Annotated in this window: 28 protein-coding genes, 1 tRNA gene and 1 pseudogene; 11 read left to right on the top strand and 19 right to left on the bottom strand. The window is 66.5% G+C overall.

All coding sequences use genetic code 11. The features are described 5' to 3' along the window. Together AB0E63_RS38645 and AB0E63_RS38640 are read right to left on the bottom strand one after the other, a co-directional pair. On the bottom strand, positions 1 to 872 hold an 872-nt coding region (locus AB0E63_RS38645), incomplete at its 3' end, for an ISAs1 family transposase (protein ID WP_360377454.1). Beyond that, a pseudogene (locus AB0E63_RS38640) lies at positions 835 to 954 on the bottom strand (hypothetical protein); the annotation flags it as partial. The gene AB0E63_RS38645 and the pseudogene AB0E63_RS38640, both read right to left, overlap by 38 nt. 297 nt (positions 955 to 1,251) lie before the next feature. Here AB0E63_RS38640 and AB0E63_RS38635 point away from each other — a divergent pair. After that, positions 1,252 to 1,635, top strand: a complete 384-nt coding sequence (locus AB0E63_RS38635) for a VOC family protein (RefSeq protein WP_360377451.1) — start codon at positions 1,252 to 1,254, stop codon at positions 1,633 to 1,635. 83 nt (positions 1,636 to 1,718) lie between these two features. Here the strand turns inward: AB0E63_RS38635 and AB0E63_RS38630 are convergent, their stop codons facing one another. Continuing rightward, on the bottom strand, positions 1,719 to 2,006 hold the full coding sequence (locus AB0E63_RS38630) for a hypothetical protein (RefSeq protein WP_360377449.1): 288 nt from the start codon (positions 2,004 to 2,006) through the stop codon (positions 1,719 to 1,721). Positions 2,007 to 2,180: 174 nt separating this feature from the next. Here AB0E63_RS38630 and AB0E63_RS38625 point away from each other — a divergent pair, with 174 nt between their 5' ends. Further along, positions 2,181 to 2,483: a hypothetical protein gene (locus AB0E63_RS38625; protein WP_360377447.1), complete on the top strand. Its 303-nt coding sequence runs from the start codon at positions 2,181 to 2,183 to the stop codon at positions 2,481 to 2,483. Positions 2,484 to 2,564: 81 nt separating this feature from the next. Here the strand turns inward: AB0E63_RS38625 and AB0E63_RS38620 are convergent, their stop codons facing one another. Next, a complete protein-coding gene (locus AB0E63_RS38620) occupies positions 2,565 to 2,822 on the bottom strand; it encodes a hypothetical protein (protein ID WP_360377444.1) in 258 nt (85 codons plus the stop codon). 672 nt (positions 2,823 to 3,494) lie between these two features. Between AB0E63_RS38620 and AB0E63_RS38615 the strand changes: the two genes are divergently transcribed. Both AB0E63_RS38615 and AB0E63_RS38610 read left to right on the top strand, forming a co-directional pair. Further along, on the top strand, positions 3,495 to 4,250 hold the full coding sequence (locus AB0E63_RS38615) for a hypothetical protein (protein WP_360377442.1): 756 nt from the start codon (positions 3,495 to 3,497) through the stop codon (positions 4,248 to 4,250). Positions 4,251 to 4,535: 285 nt separating this feature from the next. Beyond that, the gene (locus AB0E63_RS38610) at positions 4,536 to 4,775 is read left to right on the top strand and encodes a hypothetical protein (protein WP_360377441.1); all 240 of its coding nucleotides are present in this window, start codon (positions 4,536 to 4,538) and stop codon (positions 4,773 to 4,775) included. Between the two features lie 145 nt (positions 4,776 to 4,920). Here the strand turns inward: AB0E63_RS38610 and AB0E63_RS38605 are convergent, their stop codons facing one another. Beyond that, a complete protein-coding gene (locus tag AB0E63_RS38605; protein ID WP_360377439.1) occupies positions 4,921 to 5,472 on the bottom strand; it encodes a CPCC family cysteine-rich protein in 552 nt (183 codons plus the stop codon). Positions 5,473 to 5,489: 17 nt separating this feature from the next. After that, positions 5,490 to 6,374, bottom strand: a complete 885-nt coding sequence (locus tag AB0E63_RS38600) for a hypothetical protein (RefSeq protein ID WP_360377437.1) — start codon at positions 6,372 to 6,374, stop codon at positions 5,490 to 5,492. A gap of 787 nt (positions 6,375 to 7,161) precedes the next feature. Between AB0E63_RS38600 and AB0E63_RS38595 the strand changes: the two genes are divergently transcribed. Next, complete coding sequence (locus tag AB0E63_RS38595; protein ID WP_360377434.1) at positions 7,162 to 7,599, top strand: hypothetical protein; 438 nt, start codon at positions 7,162 to 7,164, stop codon at positions 7,597 to 7,599. A gap of 80 nt (positions 7,600 to 7,679) precedes the next feature. Here the strand turns inward: AB0E63_RS38595 and AB0E63_RS38590 are convergent, their stop codons facing one another. Together AB0E63_RS38590 and AB0E63_RS38585 are read right to left on the bottom strand one after the other, a co-directional pair. Next, entirely contained in the window at positions 7,680 to 7,886 is a 207-nt protein-coding gene (locus AB0E63_RS38590) for a hypothetical protein (protein ID WP_360377432.1), read from the bottom strand. Positions 7,887 to 8,274: 388 nt separating this feature from the next. Further along, the gene (locus AB0E63_RS38585) at positions 8,275 to 8,592 is read right to left on the bottom strand and encodes a hypothetical protein (RefSeq protein WP_360377429.1); all 318 of its coding nucleotides are present in this window, start codon (positions 8,590 to 8,592) and stop codon (positions 8,275 to 8,277) included. 315 nt (positions 8,593 to 8,907) lie between these two features. Here AB0E63_RS38585 and AB0E63_RS38580 point away from each other — a divergent pair, with 315 nt between their 5' ends. Together AB0E63_RS38580 and AB0E63_RS38575 are read left to right on the top strand one after the other, a co-directional pair. Continuing rightward, positions 8,908 to 9,576 (top strand): Type 1 glutamine amidotransferase-like domain-containing protein, encoded by a 669-nt coding sequence (locus tag AB0E63_RS38580; protein WP_360377427.1) that lies wholly within the window; start codon positions 8,908 to 8,910, stop codon positions 9,574 to 9,576. 254 nt (positions 9,577 to 9,830) lie between these two features. After that, positions 9,831 to 10,601: a hypothetical protein gene (locus AB0E63_RS38575; RefSeq protein ID WP_360377424.1), complete on the top strand. Its 771-nt coding sequence runs from the start codon at positions 9,831 to 9,833 to the stop codon at positions 10,599 to 10,601. Between the two features lie 24 nt (positions 10,602 to 10,625). On the opposite strand, the gene AB0E63_RS38570 is transcribed toward AB0E63_RS38575, so the two are convergent. The 8 genes from AB0E63_RS38570 to AB0E63_RS38535 all read right to left on the bottom strand — a co-directional run bounded on the left by AB0E63_RS38570 (position 10,626) and on the right by AB0E63_RS38535 (position 15,125). Next, positions 10,626 to 11,150 (bottom strand): hypothetical protein, encoded by a 525-nt coding sequence (locus AB0E63_RS38570; RefSeq protein ID WP_360377421.1) that lies wholly within the window; start codon positions 11,148 to 11,150, stop codon positions 10,626 to 10,628. 214 nt (positions 11,151 to 11,364) lie between these two features. Then, on the bottom strand, positions 11,365 to 12,213 hold the full coding sequence (locus AB0E63_RS38565) for a VOC family protein (protein ID WP_360377419.1): 849 nt from the start codon (positions 12,211 to 12,213) through the stop codon (positions 11,365 to 11,367). Positions 12,214 to 12,547: 334 nt separating this feature from the next. Further along, positions 12,548 to 12,620: transfer RNA gene (locus AB0E63_RS38560), tRNA-Ala, on the bottom strand. A gap of 477 nt (positions 12,621 to 13,097) precedes the next feature. Beyond that, on the bottom strand, positions 13,098 to 13,745 hold the full coding sequence (locus AB0E63_RS38555; RefSeq protein ID WP_360377417.1) for a histidine phosphatase family protein: 648 nt from the start codon (positions 13,743 to 13,745) through the stop codon (positions 13,098 to 13,100). After that, a complete protein-coding gene (gene rsfS / locus AB0E63_RS38550; RefSeq protein WP_360377414.1) occupies positions 13,742 to 14,119 on the bottom strand; it encodes a ribosome silencing factor in 378 nt (125 codons plus the stop codon). The genes AB0E63_RS38555 and rsfS overlap by 4 nt, the downstream gene beginning before the upstream one ends. A 7-nt stretch (positions 14,120 to 14,126) precedes the next feature. Then, complete coding sequence (gene nadD, locus AB0E63_RS38545; protein WP_360377411.1) at positions 14,127 to 14,738, bottom strand: nicotinate-nucleotide adenylyltransferase; 612 nt, start codon at positions 14,736 to 14,738, stop codon at positions 14,127 to 14,129. Positions 14,739 to 14,758: 20 nt separating this feature from the next. Next, a complete protein-coding gene (locus AB0E63_RS38540) occupies positions 14,759 to 14,917 on the bottom strand; it encodes a hypothetical protein (protein WP_360377409.1) in 159 nt (52 codons plus the stop codon). A gap of 79 nt (positions 14,918 to 14,996) precedes the next feature. After that, a complete protein-coding gene (locus AB0E63_RS38535; protein ID WP_360377407.1) occupies positions 14,997 to 15,125 on the bottom strand; it encodes a hypothetical protein in 129 nt (42 codons plus the stop codon). Positions 15,126 to 15,268: 143 nt separating this feature from the next. Between AB0E63_RS38535 and AB0E63_RS38530 the strand changes: the two genes are divergently transcribed. Continuing rightward, positions 15,269 to 15,718 (top strand): Lrp/AsnC family transcriptional regulator, encoded by a 450-nt coding sequence (locus tag AB0E63_RS38530; protein WP_360377404.1) that lies wholly within the window; start codon positions 15,269 to 15,271, stop codon positions 15,716 to 15,718. On the opposite strand, the gene AB0E63_RS38525 is transcribed toward AB0E63_RS38530, so the two are convergent. Beyond that, on the bottom strand, positions 15,651 to 16,850 hold the full coding sequence (locus AB0E63_RS38525; protein WP_360377401.1) for an MFS transporter: 1,200 nt from the start codon (positions 16,848 to 16,850) through the stop codon (positions 15,651 to 15,653). The two genes, AB0E63_RS38530 and AB0E63_RS38525, sit on opposite strands and share 68 nt — an antisense overlap. Positions 16,851 to 16,906: 56 nt before the next feature. Between AB0E63_RS38525 and AB0E63_RS38520 the strand changes: the two genes are divergently transcribed. Then, entirely contained in the window at positions 16,907 to 17,794 is an 888-nt protein-coding gene (locus tag AB0E63_RS38520) for a winged helix-turn-helix transcriptional regulator (RefSeq protein WP_360377399.1), read from the top strand. Here the strand turns inward: AB0E63_RS38520 and AB0E63_RS38515 are convergent. Then, complete coding sequence (locus tag AB0E63_RS38515) at positions 17,781 to 18,668, bottom strand: alpha/beta hydrolase (protein ID WP_360377397.1); 888 nt, start codon at positions 18,666 to 18,668, stop codon at positions 17,781 to 17,783. The two genes, AB0E63_RS38520 and AB0E63_RS38515, sit on opposite strands and share 14 nt — an antisense overlap. 66 nt (positions 18,669 to 18,734) lie before the next feature. Here AB0E63_RS38515 and AB0E63_RS38510 point away from each other — a divergent pair, with 66 nt between their 5' ends. Further along, complete coding sequence (locus AB0E63_RS38510) at positions 18,735 to 19,313, top strand: PadR family transcriptional regulator (protein ID WP_360377394.1); 579 nt, start codon at positions 18,735 to 18,737, stop codon at positions 19,311 to 19,313. Beyond that, positions 19,310 to 20,017 (top strand): 4'-phosphopantetheinyl transferase superfamily protein, encoded by a 708-nt coding sequence (locus AB0E63_RS38505; protein WP_360377392.1) that lies wholly within the window; start codon positions 19,310 to 19,312, stop codon positions 20,015 to 20,017. Before AB0E63_RS38510 ends, AB0E63_RS38505 begins: the two co-directional genes overlap by 4 nt. Here the strand turns inward: AB0E63_RS38505 and AB0E63_RS38500 are convergent. Then, complete coding sequence (locus AB0E63_RS38500) at positions 20,002 to 21,246, bottom strand: glutamate-5-semialdehyde dehydrogenase (protein ID WP_360377390.1); 1,245 nt, start codon at positions 21,244 to 21,246, stop codon at positions 20,002 to 20,004. The genes AB0E63_RS38505 and AB0E63_RS38500 overlap by 16 nt on opposite strands. Positions 21,247 to 21,288: the final 42 nt, after the last annotated feature.

Below are 21,288 nucleotides of genomic sequence, written 5' to 3'. Positions count from 1 at the left end.
GACTTGTCTTCTTGGTAGGTCACGTCGCGGACCCAGTGCAGACGGTTCTCGATGTGCCAGTGCCCGCGCACCCAGGCGGCCAGCGTTGCGGGATCGGCGGTACGGGCATCGGCGCTGGTGATCAGGTAGACGACCTCGATGGTCTTCTTCCCGTCCTTGGTGACGGTGCGCCGCAGTTGGGCGATCTGGGCGGCGCCGTTGAACTCGATCCACGCGGGTACGGCGGCGACCTTGATGGTGCGGCGGACCCGGCGGCCGTGATCCTTCGACACGATCGAACTGGAGGGGACATCGGCCCAGGGCAGCTTCTTCAACCGCTTGTACAGGGTGGGCATGTTGCCCTTGACTGTCATCACGTAGTCCGCGCCGCGGGCGATGATCAGCTCAGCGGTGTCGGTCTGGGTATGCATCGCATCGACGGTGATGACCGCGCCAGCCAGGTTCGTGAACGCCGCCAGGAGATCCCGGACCGCGGGGATCTCGTTCGACTTCGCCGCGACCGCGACCTGCCCGAGGACGGCTCCGATGCCGTGCGCCATCGCGGCGACCAGGTGCGGCGCCTTCCCGTCCTTGTCCCGTGCGCCGCGGACGGTCTTGCCGTCGATCGCGACCACCAACCGGCCCGTGACCTGGGCGTACCGGGTCCACAACCAAGCACCGAGGATGTTGTCGAGTTTGTCCGCGTCGACCGCGGTGAACGCCCTGCGGAACGTGGACTCCTCCGCCGCTCCCCGAGCCGCGCCCAGTGTTGCCAGGGCGTCGGCGCCGGCATCCGCGGCGCCACTGCCCGATCGCCGCGAACGACCGCGATCCCGCGACCACCGCGGCGATCCCGACCGCCAACAGGCCGACCAGCGAGTGCCGACGACCACGCTTCTTGCGGGGATCGGGGATCTGGGCAAGCAGATCGAGCAGGTACTGGCTACCGGCAGCAGGAATGGACGAAGATGTCATCGGCGCGTGGCGGTCCTCGTGCGTCGACGGTGAGCGTGAGAACTTCCATCGAACCGCTCGAGCCCCACCCGCCACCCACAGACACGCCGAGCCGCCTACCGGCCCCGCGAAATCCCGCAGGTCACAGCCTCACTTCTCGACCTTGCCGGATCCCTGCCTCCGCACCCGGACCGCGTGACGATCCCGTACGCGGCGACTGTCGCGCATCACCTGGCGGACCTGGTCGCGGATCAGTCGGCATAGGTGCAGAGTGGTGACCACGCGCCAACTGAGAACCGGACCCGCCAGGAGAGCCCGATGAGTATCGAGCTGAACCACACGATTGTGCACGTGAAGGACCGATGGTCCGCTGCTCGCGATGTCGGCGAGGTACTCGGTCTGCCGGAGGCGAGAGCGTACGGCCCGTTCGCCGAGCTGAAGTTGGACAACGCGGCGAGCCTGGACTTCATGGACACCGAGGGCGAGATCCACGGCCAGCACTACGCGTTCCTGGTGAGTGAGGAGGAGTTCGACCAGATCCTCGGTCGCCTGCGGGACGACGGCCGCCAATGGTGGGCAGACCCCTTCAAGCGCCAACCACAAGAAATCAACCACGCAGACGGCGGCCGCGGCCTCTACTGGGAAGGCCCCGACGGCCACTGGCTAGAGATCATCACCCGCCCATACGGCAGCAGCGGCTAATCCGACCCGCCCCATGCACGCCCGGACTCGACCTACCGAACCTGCCGCCGATAGTGCGCTCAACTTCCGATGAGGGGATGCCCTTACGTCAGCCTGAGAGCATCCTCGAGGTCTGATACGCACACACGCAGGTCTTCGAGGGTGTCGAGGTCGTAATGACGAGCATCCCAATGCTCGGGGTTGCCCCACTCCATCTCCGCCTCGCCCGAGACCCAGACCGTCAACTGCCCGGTGGCCTCGTCCTTGCTCAAGATGAGCCAGGCCGCTGGCTTGTCCGTTAGCGGGCCGTCAACGACTTCACAAACCGCCCCGCCCTCTGCCCAGTGTCCACGTCGTTCGTCGACGATGTCATGCAGCGCAGCGAGGTTCATGCCGAGTTGAGTGCGTCAACTGCGCGCGGCTGGTAGAACTCTGCAGGTGTCTCGGATGGAGGGTGACAGAACATGGCTGTAGACGGCGAGGAGCTCGCGGGCAGTTCACGTACGGCCCCAGTTCGACCAATGTTGCGTGCACCAGCCACGGAATGGTGCCTCGCTCTCCTGCCGGTGACGTGGGTCGCGTATGACGTCCTTGCGTTCGAACTGTTCGGCGCAAGCGACGCCGCGATGGGGGCACTCCTCTTCGCAACGCTCACGAACTGGGTAGTGGTCGGCGCGGACTCTGCGGCGCTACGGCGAGCCGGCGTACGGGTCTCAGCGTGGTGGGGCATCTTGCTTCTCCCCGTCTATGTGATCCTGCGTACGAGGCGGGCGGGCAGGTCGCCAATCGTCCCCGCTGTGTTCTTTGCTCTCGCGGTGGCATACCTGTTCTCCGGCGATCTCGTCCTGGATGGACTCGACCTGCCCTAACCTCAAGCGCGGCCACATAGCCCAAGCGGCGCCGGGTGCCAGGAGCGAGTCGGCCCGGCGGTCCTGCCGACAGTTCGGCCGTCACCGGCAACCGCGAGCGCGCATCTGCTCGGCGAACCACGGCGTCGCGTACTCGCGCACGTCATCGAGGACGTCAGCGACTACGGCGGCAACGTCGACATCGCCGTACACCCGCCACCACTTGTCTGATCCGTCCAGAGTCAGTTTGCCGATGCGGGCACATACGGCGAAGTCGCCGCCGTAGATCAAGCCCGGAGCGGGGCGCTCCGGAAGGTGCGGGCGCGCAGACCTCGCCTCCGCCCAGTCCGAGGTGTTCACGACCTGAAGGTTGGCCGTGAACTGCACTTCCCTGTGCGTCGCTGTACGCCAACTTCTGCAAGCCAAGCTGCGCCCAACAATGTGCACAAGGCAACGAGTAGCGTCCCCCAGATCTTTGAAACCCAAACTCCCGTATGTCGCCCGACTCAGGGAGTCCTTGACATGATCGTGGTACATCGCCTGTGCAGTCACGTCGACTGCGCTCGCCGGCACTCGCCTTCTGGTGCGCCAACGCAGCCACTTCCGTCCACCTGCCGAACCTACTGGCCGGGCGCTGGCGATTCCAGCAGCGCGCACGTCTGCCGCGAAGAGCTATGGGCAGTCCGCGTGTGCCAGGGCGGTCCCGCAACGCCGTCAGGCCAGACTGCCCAGCGCTTCTGGTGCGATTCGCCAGTCGCAGCGTCCGGCGGACGACTTCGTCAACAACCCTTGGCGTTGTACGTGATTCGCGAGTCGGCCAATCCGTGTAACTCGACAGACCCGGATTGGAACCTCGCATCGAGAGGGCCATCTGGAAGCCGGAACGGAGTGGGGTAGAGCGTGCCGCATTGATCGTGCACATCGACAGATACCCAGATGCGGTCGACAGGACGGACCTGCAGCACGCGAGGCGCCTGCAGGCGTGTGATACAGATCCTTCCGTCCGTGCTGCACGCTTTGGAGGTGTCGTGCGTGACGATTCGAGACACGATCGAGGCCGCGGCCATGACTACCAGCACGACCAGCGCTCCGGCGGCCATCCATGCAACGCGCGCTGTGGTCGCGACGCCATCGGTCACAGATTCGTCCATACCGCTGATTTTGCCCCGGCGAAGTGCCACCGGTTGGTGTCCGACTGAACAAGTAGCCGCCGAGAGTGAAGCGCGCTCATGCCGAATTCAGGAAGTTCCCCTGGAGACCTGCTGTCCTCATCCTGCTGTAGAAGCGTGCGCGCTGCGGCTACTGTCAGGCTATGGTCAGGCGTGCCCGAAGAGTCGTTACGAACCGATGTCGAATGCCAGCGGGTATTGCAGGCTTGTGGTGGTCGTGATGGTCGACGACTCAGGCACTGCTCGAGATGATTCGGCCCCTGGCGGTACAGACCACGCCAGCGATCTTGTAGTCCCCGGTTTGACGGTTCAGCGTCGAGCTCTGGACTTCGCGATGCAGGCGCAGCAGATGGGGACCTTGGAGATCGATCCTTCGACGAACTCCTTGGTTGTACGCACCGGGGACGCATTGGTCGACGTCGCCTGGCCGCTAGGCTGGAGTGTCGCAATCCGGGGCGGCGAGATCTCCCTGATCGACGCCGCCGGGCGAACGGCCCGCAGGCTGGGCGACGAAGTGTGGGTCGAGGGAGGTTCCATAGACGCCGACCAGGCCAAGGTCGTTTCGTGTACCGGAAGCAAGCAGGTATTCGTCGCGTCCGGGCGGTTCAGTGGTCCGTGAGTTCTCCCCGCCCAGCATCTGGACGCTTTCCGTGCCCGGCGAACCAACTACCAGGAGCCGCCGTGCTGGCGTCTGATCGCGGGCCTCTTGACCAACAACGCACGGACATGCCGCCGTCCGGACGACCGGCGTCGCCTAGTTGACCCTGCGATCAGGAGTAGAGCCCTGACCATAAGTCTTGAGCGGGGCCGTTCGTTCGCTCAACAGGATGGCGCCGCCATCGGCACACACTCCGCCCACAGCCAATGAGCGAACACACGAACCTAGCCATGAAACACTCCAGCGGTGACACATGAACGCCCGACCTCCGTGGATCCGGGGTGGACCATCCGGCACTTCTCGCAGTCGAACCCGTCCGGCAGCGGCTCGGGTGACGTGGCTGCGCTGCTGCGTAGGGTCGCCGACACGCTGGACTCACTCGGCGATGTTCAGGTGGAGGACCTCACCTTCAAGTCGAACGTCGCCGCCGGTGAGGACGATCTGACGATTACCGTCTACTACGACGCCCAACCACGCCGACGCTAACCATCGGAGCGTCGCGCGCTCTGCCGGCGGTCGCGCAACTCATTCCATGCGCCCCGTAGCCACCTTTACCGGATCCGCCGCCGAGAGGGAGGCGCGGTCATGCCGAATTGAGTGCGTTTCGACTCACTGCGGTTGATCGGGACAGTTAACCGTCTCCAGGTCGGGATCGCTCTTGACCACGTCTGTCAGGGCCTTGGATCCAGAAGGTGGTGTCGCGGTACCGCCACCAATACAGAACGGTGCGGTCGTCGGGCCACGTGGTCAGCTGGACGCCGCGTGGTTCGAACTCGTCCTGGCGAGGATTGATGGGACGCCAGTTCGGATCGACGGGCTCGTCATCCTTAGCCGCTCGAACGTGCGGGATGGACCGTTTATCACTGGCGTCAAGCCGCTGGAAGTTGCGTTGGGCTTCGATCAGGGATGCTTTGTTCGCGCCGCCTGCCCAGTCCGGCCAGCGTAGCTGGACCGCGTCATCCTCCCAGAAGCACACTGGACAGATCAGATGCGAACCTGGAGGCTCGTCGAGGGTTAGATGCCCGCAACAGACGCACGGATACTTGACGATCACGCTGGACCGGGTAGGGGCACAGTAGCGCGGGTCCACAACAGCGCGCGCCACGCACGGAAGCGGCTGAGCCCAACAACACGGACATGCCGCCGGCAGTGCACTCAACTGCCGATGTGCGGACGGTCGCATGATCTTGTCGGGCGGGCTCAGCTAGGAACTGTGTCGTTCCGTAGCGAGTGGCGGTGAAGCGTCACTCCCGGTGGAGCGAGGCGGTTGAGGTCGCTGACTGCGAGCACTTGGCGAGGGCTCAGCCATTCCTGACCTGGTTTATGCAGTGCCCAGCCACCTCCAAGAGTGACCGCTGCGTGATGCAGGTTGCCATCGGCGTGGCGCCATACCAGCACGGTTCCCGGCCGATCGTCATTACCTCCCGCCAGGCAGTGAGCTGCTAGCCACCCTTCGAAGGGGACATCGTTGGCGCCCTGGGCGCCTGCGGACGCCATCACGGTGGCGAAGCAGAATGCTGCGTCGTCTCCAGTGAAGGAGCCTCCTCTGCTCCCGCTGGCGAAGGTTCCGCTGAGTTCTCGGGCACGGGGAAGTTTGGATGCGGCCGCATGCCAGATTTCGGCCGGCACCGACGTGCGCTGGCAGGGTAGCTGGCCGTCACTGACAACGCGCTTGAGGACGGCATCGAACTGGGGCTCCACCAGGGTCGGCCACCAGACGAACCGATACCCGTCAGCCTGCTTGTGCAGCACCTGCGCATCGAGGATGTCCGCCCAATCGCTGATGGTGGGCACGGCTCCGCGCCGGTGTCTTACCTGCGCCCGGACGAGCCGGGCGCGTACATCGCTGGGCTGAGCGTGAAACTCCTGCTCGTCAAGCCACACGACCTCCAGGCCCTCGGCAAGGTTCCAGACCTCGTAGGTGTCGCGGAGCTCTGCTTGCAAGTCGTGTGTCGGGTGGTCAGGCTTGAGCCCGAGATCCACAACCTCGGCAGCGGTCAAGAAGAACGGCTGACAAGTCGGCGCCAGCCATCCAACCCAGCGTCGAACCAAAGTGGCGTCGACATCGATCCCCAACACGTCCACCGGCACACGGTACAAGCCGGGCGACAGCCGGTGCGACGCATATTCCCAGGCTGGCAGTCGCCGAGGGGACCGGACCCCGAACGGCCCTCACCGGCCGTCAATGATCAGGGCTCGCCGGCGTCGACACGCTCACCGGGCAGTGAGTCGAGCGGCGACAATGGCCGGGTGACCAGTGAGCCTGCGCCTGGCGGCCGTGGTCCGGATGATCAGTCGAGGTCATTGGTGAGCGCTGAGGATCCATGCCGCTCGGATCGGACCCCAACCCGACCCCAAGGACCCCTGCCAGCGAGCATCAGCTGCCAAGGCGATGCAGGTACTCGGGATTCGGGCTGGGTGGCAGCGAGCACGTGCAGGCTCCTACGGATCAGTGTGTCTAGCCCTTAGTTCGCGAAGCGCCCGACGCGGTGGTATCGACGGAGGAAGCCCGCTGTGCAGCGGCCTACCGACGAGCCTCGAGCCGCGCTGCGGCGGTTCGAACTGGATCGGTTAGAAACGTCCGCTCATGCCGCGATCCACGCTCATGTCGATGAGAGAGGCTCCTCAGGTAGCGGACGTCTTCGCAGCAGGCACGAGAGCGATCGGGTAACCGTGGCTCCGGGATGGGTGCGGTCGCGGACGGCAAGCTAGGTTGTGCGCCGTGAGTCAGTCGATCCGCGCGCCGCGGGCAAGGCGAACAGCGCCTCGTCTGGTTCGCCGCTCCCGCGTGCTGTGTGCGGTCGCGCTTTCGATGTTCACCGCCCTGGCCGGGTGTGCATCAACCTCCGCAGATCCCGCAGGAGAGGCTGCCATGAACCAGGCACCTGAGCGTTTCACGATCGTTCCTGACGACTATCACGTGCCCTACGCCGGCACCGCCGAGGACGGCCGCAAGTTCTTCCTCAGCGAGGAACTGTTCGACCTCGGATCGGGCTATGTCGGGCTGTTCTTGTGGAAGGCCGACGGGACGTTCGACGAGGTGAGAGTCGACAAGGTTCGTCGCTCCGAGGGCGTGCCCCCTGGCCAGGCGGCGTCGGCCGGTGCGGACGATCCCGTCGCGTCCCGGCTCGCTGAGCTCGGCAAGTACGTCCTCGAGCCGATCGAGGTCGAGCCGTTTTCCGTTGAGGTCGACGGTGTGACCTTTGGCTGGGTGGGCAGTCAATTCGACGGCATCTACTCGATCAACATCGAACCCGGCGACTTCATCGCGTACTACGAACCCTGGGACGGGCTCGAGTACGACACGTAGCGCCTCGATTCACCACGGCGTCGCCGACGTGGACACACGCACAGGCCGCGATCCGCGCGCGTCATGCCTGAGTCGTGATCTCAATCCTCGTCAGCGACCCAGTAGACGCCGGACCCGGCGTCGCCCATGACCGCGATCCCGGCGTCGAATGTGAACTCGGTCGCAGGCGTCCAGGAGAATGGAAACGTGTCCGGCATGTCTGGGGTGTTGGTTGCGAACCGCGAGTCGGACTTGCCGAAGCTGCGAAGGAACTCGCCAGCGAGCCATTTCGCCCGGTGCTCAGTCATCGCTTCGCGCTTGTACGCCAAGTCCTTGTGAAGGATCGCGACGAGGAGTCGCCGGGCACGGCGGCGTCGACCTCAACTTCAGCCATAAGGCCAGGCCACGAGAGCCGGACGGTGAACACGACCATGTCGTCGTCTGCCAGGTACGGATTCGACGGGTCGCGGTAGGCAAACTGCGGCGACGCAAGCTCCATGCGCGCCCAGCGATCCCCGCTGCTTCATCGAAGCGCGAGCCTCAAGCCGTCGTCAGCCTCCTCAAGCACGGCGAGATATTCTCACGACCTCAGGCGCGCAACGCACGTACTTGCCGCCGACCGTGAAGTGCGGAACTGCCGATGTGAGGATGTCCCGAATAGCCATGCTCGTGCGCCGTCAAAGTGGCGATACGTGCCTACGCCGAGGGAGATTCGCCGACTAACGCGATAGTGACAGTGTCCTCCGGGGAGAGCGTCGCCAGGTTCGGCGGCTCGCCTCCGCTCCGCGCCACGAGAGCCTCAACCGCTTCCTTGAATCCCTCGACCCCATCGGTGATCGACAGGAAATCGCCACTGACATGGTCAACCTCCACCGTGATGAGGCGCTTGGCGTCCGGCGGCAGCAGCAACACGGAGATGCCCGCCCCCGTCACCTCCGACCAGGGGTAGCCAAACCTCCTACCGGAATCGGTCAGCCAGACTCCGTCCTCGTCAACGTTCAGACGGTCGGTCACCTGTGTACCCTACCGATGCGCCATGGTGATGGCCTCCGATGCTCGGCTCTCGCGCCCTCAAGGTGGTCAAGTAGTTGGCAGCCTGCGGAAGCCTGAGTCGCACTCTCATGCGGCCATCCGCGCGATCGTGCGGATGACAGTGCGCGCATCCGGGGCTCGCCGGAATCCTCTGGCAGGGTGTCGGATCTGGAACGCAGCGTTCGTAGTACAGGTGAAATGGCGGCCAATCGAGGGCGCTAAGACAAGGAGCCAGGCGATGACGTACGCACGGTCTACATGCCCCACGAATCCGTCGCACATGACTCGGGAGGCGTCGTGAAGCTCCTACTCACGTCGGGAGGCGTGACGAACAGCAGCATCCGCGATGCGCTGGTCGACCTGCTGGGCAAGCCGATCTCCGACTCCCGCGCGCTCTGCATCCCCACGGCGCAGTGGGGCCACCCGATGCTCGGGCCTGCCTCGGTGCGAAGCTTCGTCGCCGGCGAGCCTCCGTGGCACATGATGACCAGCCTGGGCTGGGCGTCCTTGGGCGTCCTGGAGCTCACCGCGCTGCCCAGCATCGGCGAGGAGCGGTGGGTGCCGTGGGTCCGAGAGGCCGACGTGCTGCTGGTGGACGGCGGCGACGCGACGTACCTGTACCACTGGATGCGGCAGTCAGGGCTGTCGGAGGTCATCTCGACGCTGCCCGAGACGGTCTGGGTAGGGCTCAGTGCCGGGAGCATGGTGATGACACCGCGGATCGGTAACGACTTCGTCAACTGGCCGTCCGCGCCGGACGACCGCACGCTCGGGGTCGTCGACTTCTCGATCTTCCCGCACCTCGACCACGAGCAGATGCCGGAGAACACCATGGTCGATGCGGAGAGATGGGCCGCCGGCATCGCAGGTCCGGCATACGCCATCGACGACCAGACCGCCATCAAGGTGACCGACGGCACCGTCGAGGTCATCTCCGAAGGCCACTGGAAGGCCTTCGCCGCATAACCGCCGACTGCTATCGGACTATCCCAGCGCTCCCTCCGGTGTGTCAGTGGGCGGGGGTCGCATCCCGAGATCGGCCGACCATCGCTCGATCCCTTCCAGACAAGGAAATTCTCCCAATACCACTCCGGCCTGTGCACTGCACGGGGCGCTGAGGATCGCAGACCCCGCACGAAGAACTGGAGCGGTTCAACAGGTCGCCCGCGCTGTAGCCTCTGGCCATGCGAGGAGCCTCCATGCGTCGGCACTCTGCCGCGTTGGTCGTCGAACGCCTGGTCGACCACTATCACCGCACCCACGCTGACGACCTCAGCTGGATGTACGGCCAGGGATCGGTGATCACGGGCCTGGCCGACGAATCCGATCTCGACCTCATCCTCATCTGGAACACGGATGTGCCCAGTGCGCCAACATTGCCGGGGCAGTCGAACGTCACGGTGCACGGACGGTTGGCGTTGGAGCAGTCGAACGTCGACGGCTACGACGTCGACCTGATGCATGTGCCTCGCCGTACGTTCGAGAATTGGATCAGCGAACTCGAGCGAGGCGACGGCTGGGCGGGTGCAGCGTGGCCGCTGCCGGTCTACGTCGCTGCGGGCCTGGCCGAGTCTGAGTTGTTGCTCGATCAAACCGGCGTGGGAACTGAGTACCGCTCACGAGTCCAGATCCCAGCGGCCCCGCTCGTCGCGAAGGTGCGGCACCAGCTCGAAATCGCGGTGCCGGGCTTCATCAAGGAGCTAAGTCGGGCAGCCGATCGCGACAACCGGTGGCTCCACGCGGACCTTGCGGTTCAGCTTCACAAGCTCGTCTACACCGCGTGGTTCCTCTTCGAGGGGCACTATCCGCCATTCCCGAAGTACTTGCCGCAGTGGTACGAACGTTTCGGCATGGACCGTGAGATCCAAAGGCTCGAAGCCACGTTCTGGGCCGCACGCGACCCCGCCGAAAGCACGGCAGCGCTCGAGTCCCTGGCAGCCGCTGTACTCAACCTGACGCTTGCCTTTCCACACGATCCCAACTGCCAATGACCTCCGTCGTCGGCGTCCGAGTTCTCACGGGCACTCGTCGGTGATGAACTCGCTCAGCGGGGTCACCCGGAACTTCGGGGGAATGGCGTCGTACGACGGAGTCGGGTCGGCGGGTGGAGGGTCGTGGCGGACCTGGCCAGGCTCGACGGTCTTGAGATCTCCAAGGGTGAACTTGGTGCCGCGGCCGTGCCACTCGTGTCGTTTGCCCCAGGCCTGGATCACGTACTTGCCATCAGCACGCAAGGCCGGCACTTCTCCCGTGACCTGCCAGCCGTTCCCACCGGTCCGGATGGGGATCTGAACCACCGACTTGTCCGGGCGCGAGTTCACGTACGTCGCCACGGGCGTGGGTGCGGTTTCCTCCCGCCGAATCTGGTCGTAGAACTCGAGCTGGGCGATGTCGCCGCCACAGTTCTGCAGCACGATCACCGGTGTACCCGCGTCGTCGACCGACATGCCGACCACGCCGCGGGATATCCGCGGTCCGCAAGCGGTCATGAGGCTCATCCCGCAGACCACCACCGCGGCGAGCAGAGTCGATCTGCGCATCCCGTCAGCGTAGGGCAATGAGGGTCTGCACCTGTGGGTCTACAACGTGCCGGCGGTCTGATCGCCGGTTAACCCCAAGCAGCGGAGTGCCGATCGAGGACACAGCGCGCCTGGTCGGCCACGTCAGCACCAACGCCACGGAGAAGATCTACCAGCACGAGCTGCGACCGGTGATGACGAGAGGAGCCGCGACAACGGATCAGATGTCTTAGCTTCAGAAGCAGAACGGGTGTCCAGCCGGATCGGCGTAGACGGCATTCTGGAGGTGGATCGCGCCCAGCTCTTCGGCTCGTGCCATCGCGGCCTTGGCTGCCGGGGTTTGAAAGTGGGGAATCTCGTGGTCGACCGTGAACCGGTAGTCAACATGCAGTTGCGCCGGATAGGCGGGGTCGGGCCACCGCGGAGCGGGGAACTGTGCGTGCTGAAAAGCAAGGTTGGGCAGATCATCGTCGTCGAGGTCGATCACGACTCGCTCAGGTGAGTCTTCGAGTCGCTCCTGTACACCGACGAAACCCTCGTAGAACCTCGCCAGCGAGCGCGGGCTGAAGCAGTCGTAAACCAGGTGGGCGACTGTCGGCTCTGTCGCCGCTCCGGACGGGTCTGGGTAGAGGCAGAGCGGGTGCCCAGCGGCATCGGCATAGACCCGATGGTCGGCGTTGTCCTGAAGCAGAGCCCCGCCTGCGGCTGTGACGCGCGTCCCGGCGGCGTCCAGATCCTGTACGGCGATGTCAAAGTGGATCTGCTGTGGGTACTCCGGATCGGGCCAGCGCGGCGGCCTCTGATCCAACCAGCCGTCATCGTCGAACCCGATCCGGAACTTTGGGCTTCTCGACAGGAAGGACGTTCCGTAGGCGTCGTACCGGTGCCAGCCAAGCATCTCGTGGTAGAAGTCGGCCAGTACCACCCTGCCGTCCTCGCCACCGAGCAGATCGGGACATCCAATGTAGACAGTCATGCCGGCGTCGTCTGCAAGAAGATGTACCACCCGCGCCTCCTGACCTCGACTCACCAGTGCGTTGCCTTGCTGCCATCGAGCGGCAAACGCGAGCCCGCCGGCCACCATAGGTACCCCACCTGTACCTGTCGACCTCGTTGCGGGTCGACTCCTAAGTTCAAAGCGAGCCCATGCCAGTCGATACGCCGGGTCGACAGATACGTGATGCCGAGCTCATTCCCAGAGCTCCCGCGTGCCGACGGTGCGTCTGAGCGTCGAACAGATCTCGCTCCTGCTAGGCCACAAGAGCACTCCGGTCCCGGCGATCGTCTACCGCACCACCTGCGACCGGTCCTGACCGAGGAAGCCGAGACGACGGACGAACTGCTCCCGCAAACCGATGGACACTCAGGTCATGCGAGAGGCCGGTCTCCCGAGTGGGAAACCGGCCTCTGACCTGCGGTGGAGCTTAGGGGATTCGAACCCCTGACCTCTTCCATGCCATGGAAGCGCGCTACCAACTGCGCCAAAGCCCCGCGGTGTCTTGCGACTCCGGAAGTTTAGCGGATGAGTGCCTTCGAAGAAAAATCGGGTGGGGCTGCTCCGCGACAGCCGCTGGATAACGCTGAACAACGGTCTCACGGCGCCCGACTTGGCCCTCCAGGCGCCGAACCCCACTCGATCCTCCTCGCCGGCGCACCGCAGCACATCCGCCAATCAAAGCAGTCCGGAGACCCGATCGGCGCGACCTGCGGAAGCCGCGCCAAGCGGGTTGCTCGCGCCCTGAGTCGCCCCTGCTGCGACCGCGTTGCACCACGCCGAACACAGCACTCCGGACGGCGGTCTGCGGCAGGCGCCGAAGGCGGCCCGAAAGACTGCCGCCGCGCAGCGCTGTCCTCTGGCGCCCACCACACTCGCTCGCGCCAGACACAGCACGCCGGACAAGCGGTTTGCGGCTGCCGCCGGAGGCGGCCTGAAGAACTGTCGCCGCGGAGCGGGGTCCTTTGGGGTACTCAGCGTTGGGGGTCGTCGCTCATTACTGGTTCGGGGAGGGAGCCGGCGTTCCATTCTTCGATGCGCCAGCGGTGGTTGCGGCTGGGCAGCAGCGAGACCCAGTTGCAGTTGGAGAGGCCGCCGAAAGCGGGCCAGTGGGCTTGGGGGATGCCGAGGAACAGGCAGATGCCGACGCGGGCCGCGAGGCCGTGGGTGGCGATGACGATGGTGTCCTCGGGGGCGCCCAGGTCGGCGATCCGCTCCAGAGCGGCCGCGAACCGGGCGGCGACCTCTTCCACCGTTTCGCCGGCCTCGCCGCGGCGTTGGGGTTCGCCGGAGCGGATGCGGGCGGCTGCTTCGGGGTGGATGGCGGCGAGCTCGGCCATGGTCATGCCGGCCCAGTTGTCGACGTCGATCTCGCGGAGGGCTTCGTCGTACTCGATCTTGAGGTCCGTCAGCACAGAGAGCTCACCGGCCGTCGCGGCTGCGCGCTGGAGGTCGCTGGCGAACAGGCGCGTCGGGGCGAGGGCGGCCAGGCGCGCGGCGGCCTCCCGTGCCTGGGCGATGCCGACCTCGTCGAGGGGGATGTCGGCTTGGCCCTGGATCTTGTCCTGCAGGTTCCACTCGGTCCGGCCGTGCCGCCAGACGATCAGCCGCCCCGCTGTCATTCAGCCGAAGGGATCGGGGACGGCAGCGGGATCACCGGGCAGTCACGCCACAGGCGCTCGAGGGAGTAGAAGCTGCGCTCCTCGTCGTGCTGGACGTGGATGACGATCTCGAGGTAGTCGAGCAGCACCCAGCGGCCTTCCCGGGCGCCTTCGCGGCGGACCGGCTTGGCGTCGAAGTCGACGCGGAGCTTCTCCTCGACGGCGTCGACGATGGCGCGGACCTGGCGGTCGTTGGAGGCGGACGCGACCAGGAAGGCGTCGGTGATGGCGAGTTGCTCGGACACGTCGAAGGCGAGGACGTTCTCGGCCTTCTTGTCGTGGGCCGCTTCGGCGGCCGCGGTGAGCAGCTCGATGGCGCGTTCGCTGGCTGGCATGTGGTTCCTAACGGTTGGTGTAGAGCTCACGCTTGGCGATGTACTGGACGATGCCGTCGGGCACGAGGTACCAGGTCGGGTTGCCCTTGGCGACCCGGGCCCGGCACTCGGTCGACGAGATCGCCAGCGCCGGCACCTCGAGCAGGGTGATCCGGTCCATCGGCAGCTGGTCCAGCGGCAACTCGAGGCCCTCGGTCCCGGGCCGGGTGCAGCCGACGAACTGGGCCAGTTTGAACGTCTCGTCCACGTCGCGCCAGGTGAGGATCTGGGCGAGCGCGTCGGCGCCGGTGATGAAGAACAGTTCGGCGTCCGGATACAGCCTGGATAGGTCACGCAAGGTGTCGATCGTGTACGTCGGACCCGGCCGGTCGATGTCCACCCGGCTGACCGAGAACCGCGGGTTCGAAGCGGTCGCGATCACGGTCATCAGATACCGATCCTCGGCCGCGGAGACCTTCCGGTCGGACTTCTGCCACGGCTGGCCGGTCGGGACGAAGATCACCTCGTCCAGATCGAAGTACGACTGCACCTCGCTGGCGGCGACCAAGTGGCCATGATGGATCGGGTCGAACGTGCCACCCATCACGCCTACGCGCCGGACCCGCTCGACAGAAGCCATATCAGCCAGTATTCAGCCGCTCAGCTGTGCGGCCGGCCCTTGCCCATGATGACGGTGACGAGCAGCAGCAGGACGAGCACGAACAGCGCGAACCCGCCGTACCACCACGGCGAGATGTGCGAAGCCTCGGTACCGGCTTCTTCGAAGGCCGCCACCTGCGGCACGAGGAGCGAGAACATGATGCAGAGCCTATCTCCTAGCCACCGACACAACAGCGACCGGTGGCCCGGGCGGGCCCACCGGTCGCGGACAGATCGGTCAGCTGTGGCGGATGTGACGGGTCAGCAGCCGGCGCCAGGCAGACGGTACGGCGTGGGCACGCCGGGACTGCGCGGCGATCCGGTGCAGCTCGTCGATGTGGGCACGGGCAACTTCGGGGGTGATCATGATTCCTTCACTGGGTTGGTACCTCGGGTCCGGGGCGGGCTACCCCGACACCTCACATTATATGGTTTGCACTACGCTCTCACAAACGAATTAAAGGCTCACAAGATTCCCAGCCTTCGAATCTGTGGTGAACGGGAGGATTCATGGACGCGATCGATCGGCAGCTGATCGAGGCACTCCGGCTGAACGGCCGCTCCAGCTGGGCCGAGCTGGGCCGGGTGGTCGGGCTGTCCGGCCCGAGCGTCCAGGAACGGGTCCGACGGCTGGAGGAGCGCGGCGTGCTGCTCGGGTACCGCGCCGTGGTCGCGCCGGCGCAGGTCGGGCTCGGCACCAGCGCGTTGATCGGGCTGTTCCAGCGCGACGACGTGGAGACCGACGACATCGTCGAGCAGGTCCGGGAGATCGTCGCGGTCGAGGACTGCTGGTTCGTCGCCGGCGACCAGGAGCTCGTGGTCAAGGTCCGCGTCGCCGACGTCACCCAACTCGAGGCGGTCGTCGGCTCCCTCCGCCGGGTCAACGGCGTGGTCAGGACCCGGACGACGGTCGTACTGTCGACTCGCTGGGAAGGCCGGCCCGCACCCCTTCCGGAGTGAGCACGAGTACGGCGGCCGCCGCGAGGGCGAGCGTGGCCGCCACCGGGAAGAGCAACCCGGGCGTGTGCTCGTAAGCGACTCCACCGAGCGCCGGGGCCAGGAACATGCCGCTGATCGACGCGGCGGCGTACAGGCTGGAGTAGCGGCCGACCATGCCATCGGGGGCAGCATCGGCGACATGAGCGGTCGCGGTCGGTTTGTAGAGCATCTCCCCCGCCGTGATCACGACGATCGCGACCGTCGCACCGGCGAGCGCCGGCCAGACGCCCAGGGCAGCCAGTCCCACTCCGACCAGAGCGAACCCGACAGCGATCACCCGCGGCCCCGAGTGCCCACGCAGCCGTACGGCGAGCGGCGCCTCACAGCACACGATGACCACGGAGCTCAACCCGATCAGTACGCCGTACGCGACCGCAGGCGAACCGTGGTCCCGCAGCACCAACGGCATCGTCGCGAACACCTGCCGATACACGGTGTCGACCACCACGATCGTCGCCAGCAGCACCAGAACCGATCGATCCCGGCGCAAGACCCGCCAGAGCCCGGCAGCAGAGACCGTCGAGGCGCGCCGCGCACTCGGCACCCAGCGCCAGATGATCGCGGCCAGCACCAAGCTGCTCACCGCATCGACGACAAACACCAGCGAGAAGTTGTACGCCGCCAGCAGTCCACCCAGCGGCGGTCCGATCGTGAAACCCGCGTTGCTCGCCGTCCGCGACAACGCGATTCCTTCCCGCCGGCGCTCGGCCGGAAGTGCGGTCGCGACCAGCGCACTCAAGTTCGGCCGGCTCGCGCCGCCGAAGAGCCCGGCCAGTACGGCGACCCCGGCGAGCGACCAGTTCGGCACGAGCGGCATCGCCACGCAACTCACGGCCCAGGCGAGCTGACTGACCACAGCCGCCGTACGCAGACCGAAGCGGTCGCCGAACCAGCCGCCACCAAGATTGCCGCCGAGCAGTCCGACGCCGTACGCCGCAGCCGCGAAGCCGGCCTCCTGGGCCGACATCCCGCGGTCCTCGACCAGGTAAAGCGTGAGGTAGATCCACGCCAGCGCGCCGGCCGAGCTGACCAACTGGCCGACCATCACCGCCTTGAGCCAGGCCGGTAGTTCCGCGATGCGGCGCCAGTACATGAGGTCCCCCAGGTAGAGTGAGTTCCTAAGAGGAACTTACTCACGGCGTTAGCGTGGTGGCAACCGGATTGGGGGTCGACGTGCGGCGGAGCAGCTTCTCGCCCGAGCCGGACTGTGCGATAGCCCAGTCCCTCGGTGTCATCGGCGACGGCTGGGAACTGCTGATCGTGCGTGACCTGGCCCGCGGCCTGAACCGGTTCGACCAACTCGCCGACTCGCTGCACATCTCGCGCAAGGTGCTGACCGAGCGACTCACCGGCCTGCTCGACAGCGGGATCGTCGAGCGCTCGGCGTACCAGGACCGTCCGACCCGCTACGCCTACCGCCTCACCCCGCGCGGCCGCGCACTGCTGCCGGTGCTGGTCGCGCTCCAGGACTGGGGCGACCGCTGGCTGCTCGGCGACGGCTCACTCACCGGTACGAACGACGCCGACGAGCAACCCGCGCACCGGATCCACGACCTGGTCGGACGGCCCGTCCCGCAGATCACCCTGCCGTCCATCGCAGGTACGGCGCTGGACGTGGTCGACCCGAACTCCCGCGCGACCGTCCTGTTCGGGTACCCGGCGACCGGCCGACCGACCCCGCTGCCGGACGGCTGGAGCGAGATCGCCGGCGCCAGCGGCTGCACGCTGGAGAACCGCCTCTTCGCCACGCGCTACGACGATTTCGCCGCCAAGGGAGTCGCGGTCCGCGGAGTCAGTACGCAACGGACCGACGAACAGCAGGCGTTCGCCAAGGCCGAGGAGATCCCGCACACCCTCTTGTCCGACCTCGAACTGGAGCTCACCGCGGCGCTCCGGCTGCCGACGTTCCGCGCCGGCGGGTACGAGCGGCTCAAACGCGTCGTACTCGTGATCGGTGACGATCGCATCGTCAAAGCCGTGCGATACCCGGTCACGGACATCGCGGACGCGGTCGACTGGGCCGTCAAGACTGCTTGAAGAACGCCTTGAGCTCGTCGGCGATGCGGCCGACTGCCTTGGCGCTGCCGCCCGGATTGGTTCCCCCCGGGTCGCTCGACGCACCATGGTCGAGGCCGTCGAACTCGACCCGCCGGCAGTGCGGAAGCGCCTTCTCCAGCGCGTCCCGCCACGGCTTCAACGCAGCCAGGCCCTTGCTGCCACCCATGAGCAGGACCTCCGCCGAGACAGCGCGGTATGCCTCGAAAGTCCCCGCGAGTTCGGCGATCAACGCGCCCTCGTGGTGAATCGTCGGCGCGAGCGTGCGCATCGTGACCGCACCAGGGGCGGCCTGCCGCTCGTCCTTGACCAGCATCTTCTCGGTCATCCGCGTCATCAGCCGCCGCGGGATCACTTTCAGGAACGCCGGAGCCAACTGCAATCCGTACATGCTGGTCACCATCGCCCCAGCAAGGTTGCCCGCAGCAACCTCACGGTCGAAGCGGGCCAGCCATTCCCAGTGCGGCGTCGGATTGTCGACAATCGCAGGCTCATACAATCCGACTTTCGTCAGGCCAGGCAGCGTCCGCGCCGCCTCCAGCACGACCGCGCCACCCGCACTCACCCCGAAGGCGAACTCGGCGCCCGTCGACGTCAGCACGGCCTCGAGATCCTCGACCTCGGTACGCACGGTGTGGTCCGGGCGATGCGGACCGGACAGACCGCGGCCGCGGCGATCCGGGAGGTAGACGGTGAAGTCGCCGGCCAACGCCTCCGCGAGCAGCGTGTGGCTGCGCGCCGACTCCATGCTCCCGTGCAGTATGACGATCGCCGGTCCCTGCCCGGTCTTCCAGTAGCCAATGGTGGTGCCGTCGCGGGACTCGACCGCACCCTCGGTCAGTTCTGCTGTTCTCATGATCCGATAGTCACACATCCTCTAGTTGCATTGCAACTAGTATCTTTGATCCCGTAAGCTGACGACGTGACCTTCCGACGCTCACCGCTCGCGCTCGCGATCCTCGGCCTGCTGGAGAACGGGCCGCTGCATCCGTACGGGATCCAGCGGCTGATCAAGCAGTGGGGCAAGGACCAGGTGGTCAACGTCGGCCAGCGCACCAGCCTGTACCGGATGATCGTCCGGCTGGAGGAGGCCGGGCTGATCACCGCCGGCGCCACCGAGCGGGACGAGCGCTACCCGGAGCGGACGGTGTACCACCTGACCGAGGACGGGCGGACGGTCTGCCGGGAGTGGCTGGCGGAGATCCTGACCACGCCGCGCAACGAGTTCCCCGAGTTCCCGGCGGCGCTGTCGTTCGTGATGCTGGTGACGCCGCAGACGGCCGCGGAGCTACTGGCCGAGCGCCGTGATCACCTCACCAAACGCATCGCGGAGCTGGACGCTGAGCTGACGCTCGAGGTCGAGGGCGCGCCGATCCCCCGGTTCGCGCTGCTCGAAACGGAGTACCAGCGGGCGGTCACGGTGGCCGAGGCGGAATGGATCGACGGGATTGTCGACGATCTGACAACCGGATCGTTGACCTGGAAACCCGGCCCGGTATGACGGTCGAGGCGGGCGCGGGCGTGGCAGGCGACGGCCGGACCGGGCCGGCGGCCGACGGTCGGACCGAGCCGGTGACCGAGGTGTGGTGGGCTCGGATCGATCAGGCGCGGGACGAGTTCGCGGATGATCTCGACGAGGTCGAGCGCGGACGGCTGGCGGCGTACCTGCGGGACGAGGACAGGGCGCGGTTCCTGCTCGGGTGCACGATCGTACGGCGGTTGCTCGCCGCACGGTTTTTGTCGCCTGCAGCAAAGGTCCGGTTGGATCGGACCTGCCCCGACTGTGGGAAGCCGCACGGCAAGGTCCGCGCGGACGGCGTCGAGCTGTCGGTGACACACTCCGGCGACCTGGTCGGTGTCGCGATCGGCGACCACCCGGTCGGACTCGACGTGGAGAAGATCGACCCGGGGATGGATGTCGACGGGGTGGCAAGGATGGCGCTGGCCCCTGAGGAAGTCCAGGAGTTGAGGCGGTACGACGGGATCGAGAGGGTTCGCGCGTTCACGACGTACTGGACGCGCAAGGAGGCGGTCGTGAAGGCGACCGGCGACGGGCTGAGGACGGATCTGCGCAGAGTCGCAGTCCCCGACGGAATTCAACTGCAGGAGCTGGCCGTCGGTCCCGACCATCGGGCGGCGCTCGCGGTGGTGTGCGCCGAACCGCCCGTCGTCAACGTCAAGGACGCGAGTCAGCTCCTGATCTGACCCTCGCCGGTGACGACGTACTTGGTGGACGTCATCTCGGGCAAGCCCATCGGCCCGCGGGCGTGGAGTTTCTGGGTGGAGATGCCGATCTCGGCGCCGAAACCGAACTCGCCGCCGTCGGTGAAGCGCGTACTCGCGTTCACCACGACCGCGGCCGAGTCCACCGCCTGCACGAACCGGCGGGCGGAGGCCTGCGAGCGGGTGATGATCGCGTCGGTGTGGCCCGAGCTGTACCGGCGGATGTGCTGCACGGCAGCCTCCAACGACTCCACGACCGCCGCGGACAGGTCCAGCGAGTTGTACTCCGCGCCGAAGTCCTCATCCGTCGCGGCGACAACATCCTTGCCCGCAGCAACTACCACCGGATCACCGTGCACGGTCACCCCAGCGTCGGCCAACGCCGGCAGGGCGGCGGCCAGGAATTCGTCGGCCACCGACGCATGCACCAGCAGGGATTCGGCCGCGTTGCAGACACTCGGGCGCTGCGTCTTGGAGTTCAGCAGGATCGTCAGAGCGAGGTCCAGATCCGCCTCGGAGTCCACGTACACGTGGCAGTTGCCGACACCGGTCTCGATCACCGGCACGGTCGACTCGGTGACCACGGTCTGGATCAGCCCGGCGCCACCGCGCGGAATCAGTACGTCGACCAGCCCGCGGGCCTGCATGAGCTCCTTCACCGCGGCGCGATCCGTCGGCACGCCCTGGATCACGTCAGCCGGCAGACCAGCTTCGGCGACGGCGTCCCGCAGTACGGCGATGATCGCCTCGTTGGACGCGGCCGCAGAAGACGAGCCGCGGAGCAGGACCGCGTTGCCGGACTTGAGGCAGATGCCGGCCGCATCCGCGGTCACATTCGGGCGGGCCTCGTAGATGATGCCGATCACGCCGAACGGGACGCGGACCTGGCGGAGCTCCAGACCGTTCGGCAGGGTGTACCCACGGACGACCTCGCCGACCGGATCGGTCAGCCCGGCCAACTGCTCCAGGCCGGCGGCCATCCCGTCCACGCGAGCCGGGTTCAGCGCCAGGCGGTCCACCGTCGACTCCGGCGTACCGGCTTCACGAGCCGCGGCGACGTCCTTCGCGTTCGCCGCGACGATCGTGTCGGTGTGCGCCCGCAACGCCGCCGCCATCGCGTGCAGCGCCGCATCCTTGGTCGCCCGCGAGGCCTCCGCCAACGCGTACGACGCCTCCCGCGCCCGCCTCGCCAACTCGATGATCTCGCTCACGCCAACATCCTAGGTCTCTCCCCGTCCGTCCCCCTCAGCCGT

It is taken from the genome of Kribbella sp. NPDC026596, assembly GCF_040638415.1.
Taxonomy (GTDB): Bacteria; Actinomycetota; Actinomycetes; order Propionibacteriales; family Kribbellaceae; genus Kribbella.
The sequence above is the reverse complement of the archived record's forward strand: the minus strand, read 5'-3'. Positions and strand labels throughout refer to the sequence as shown.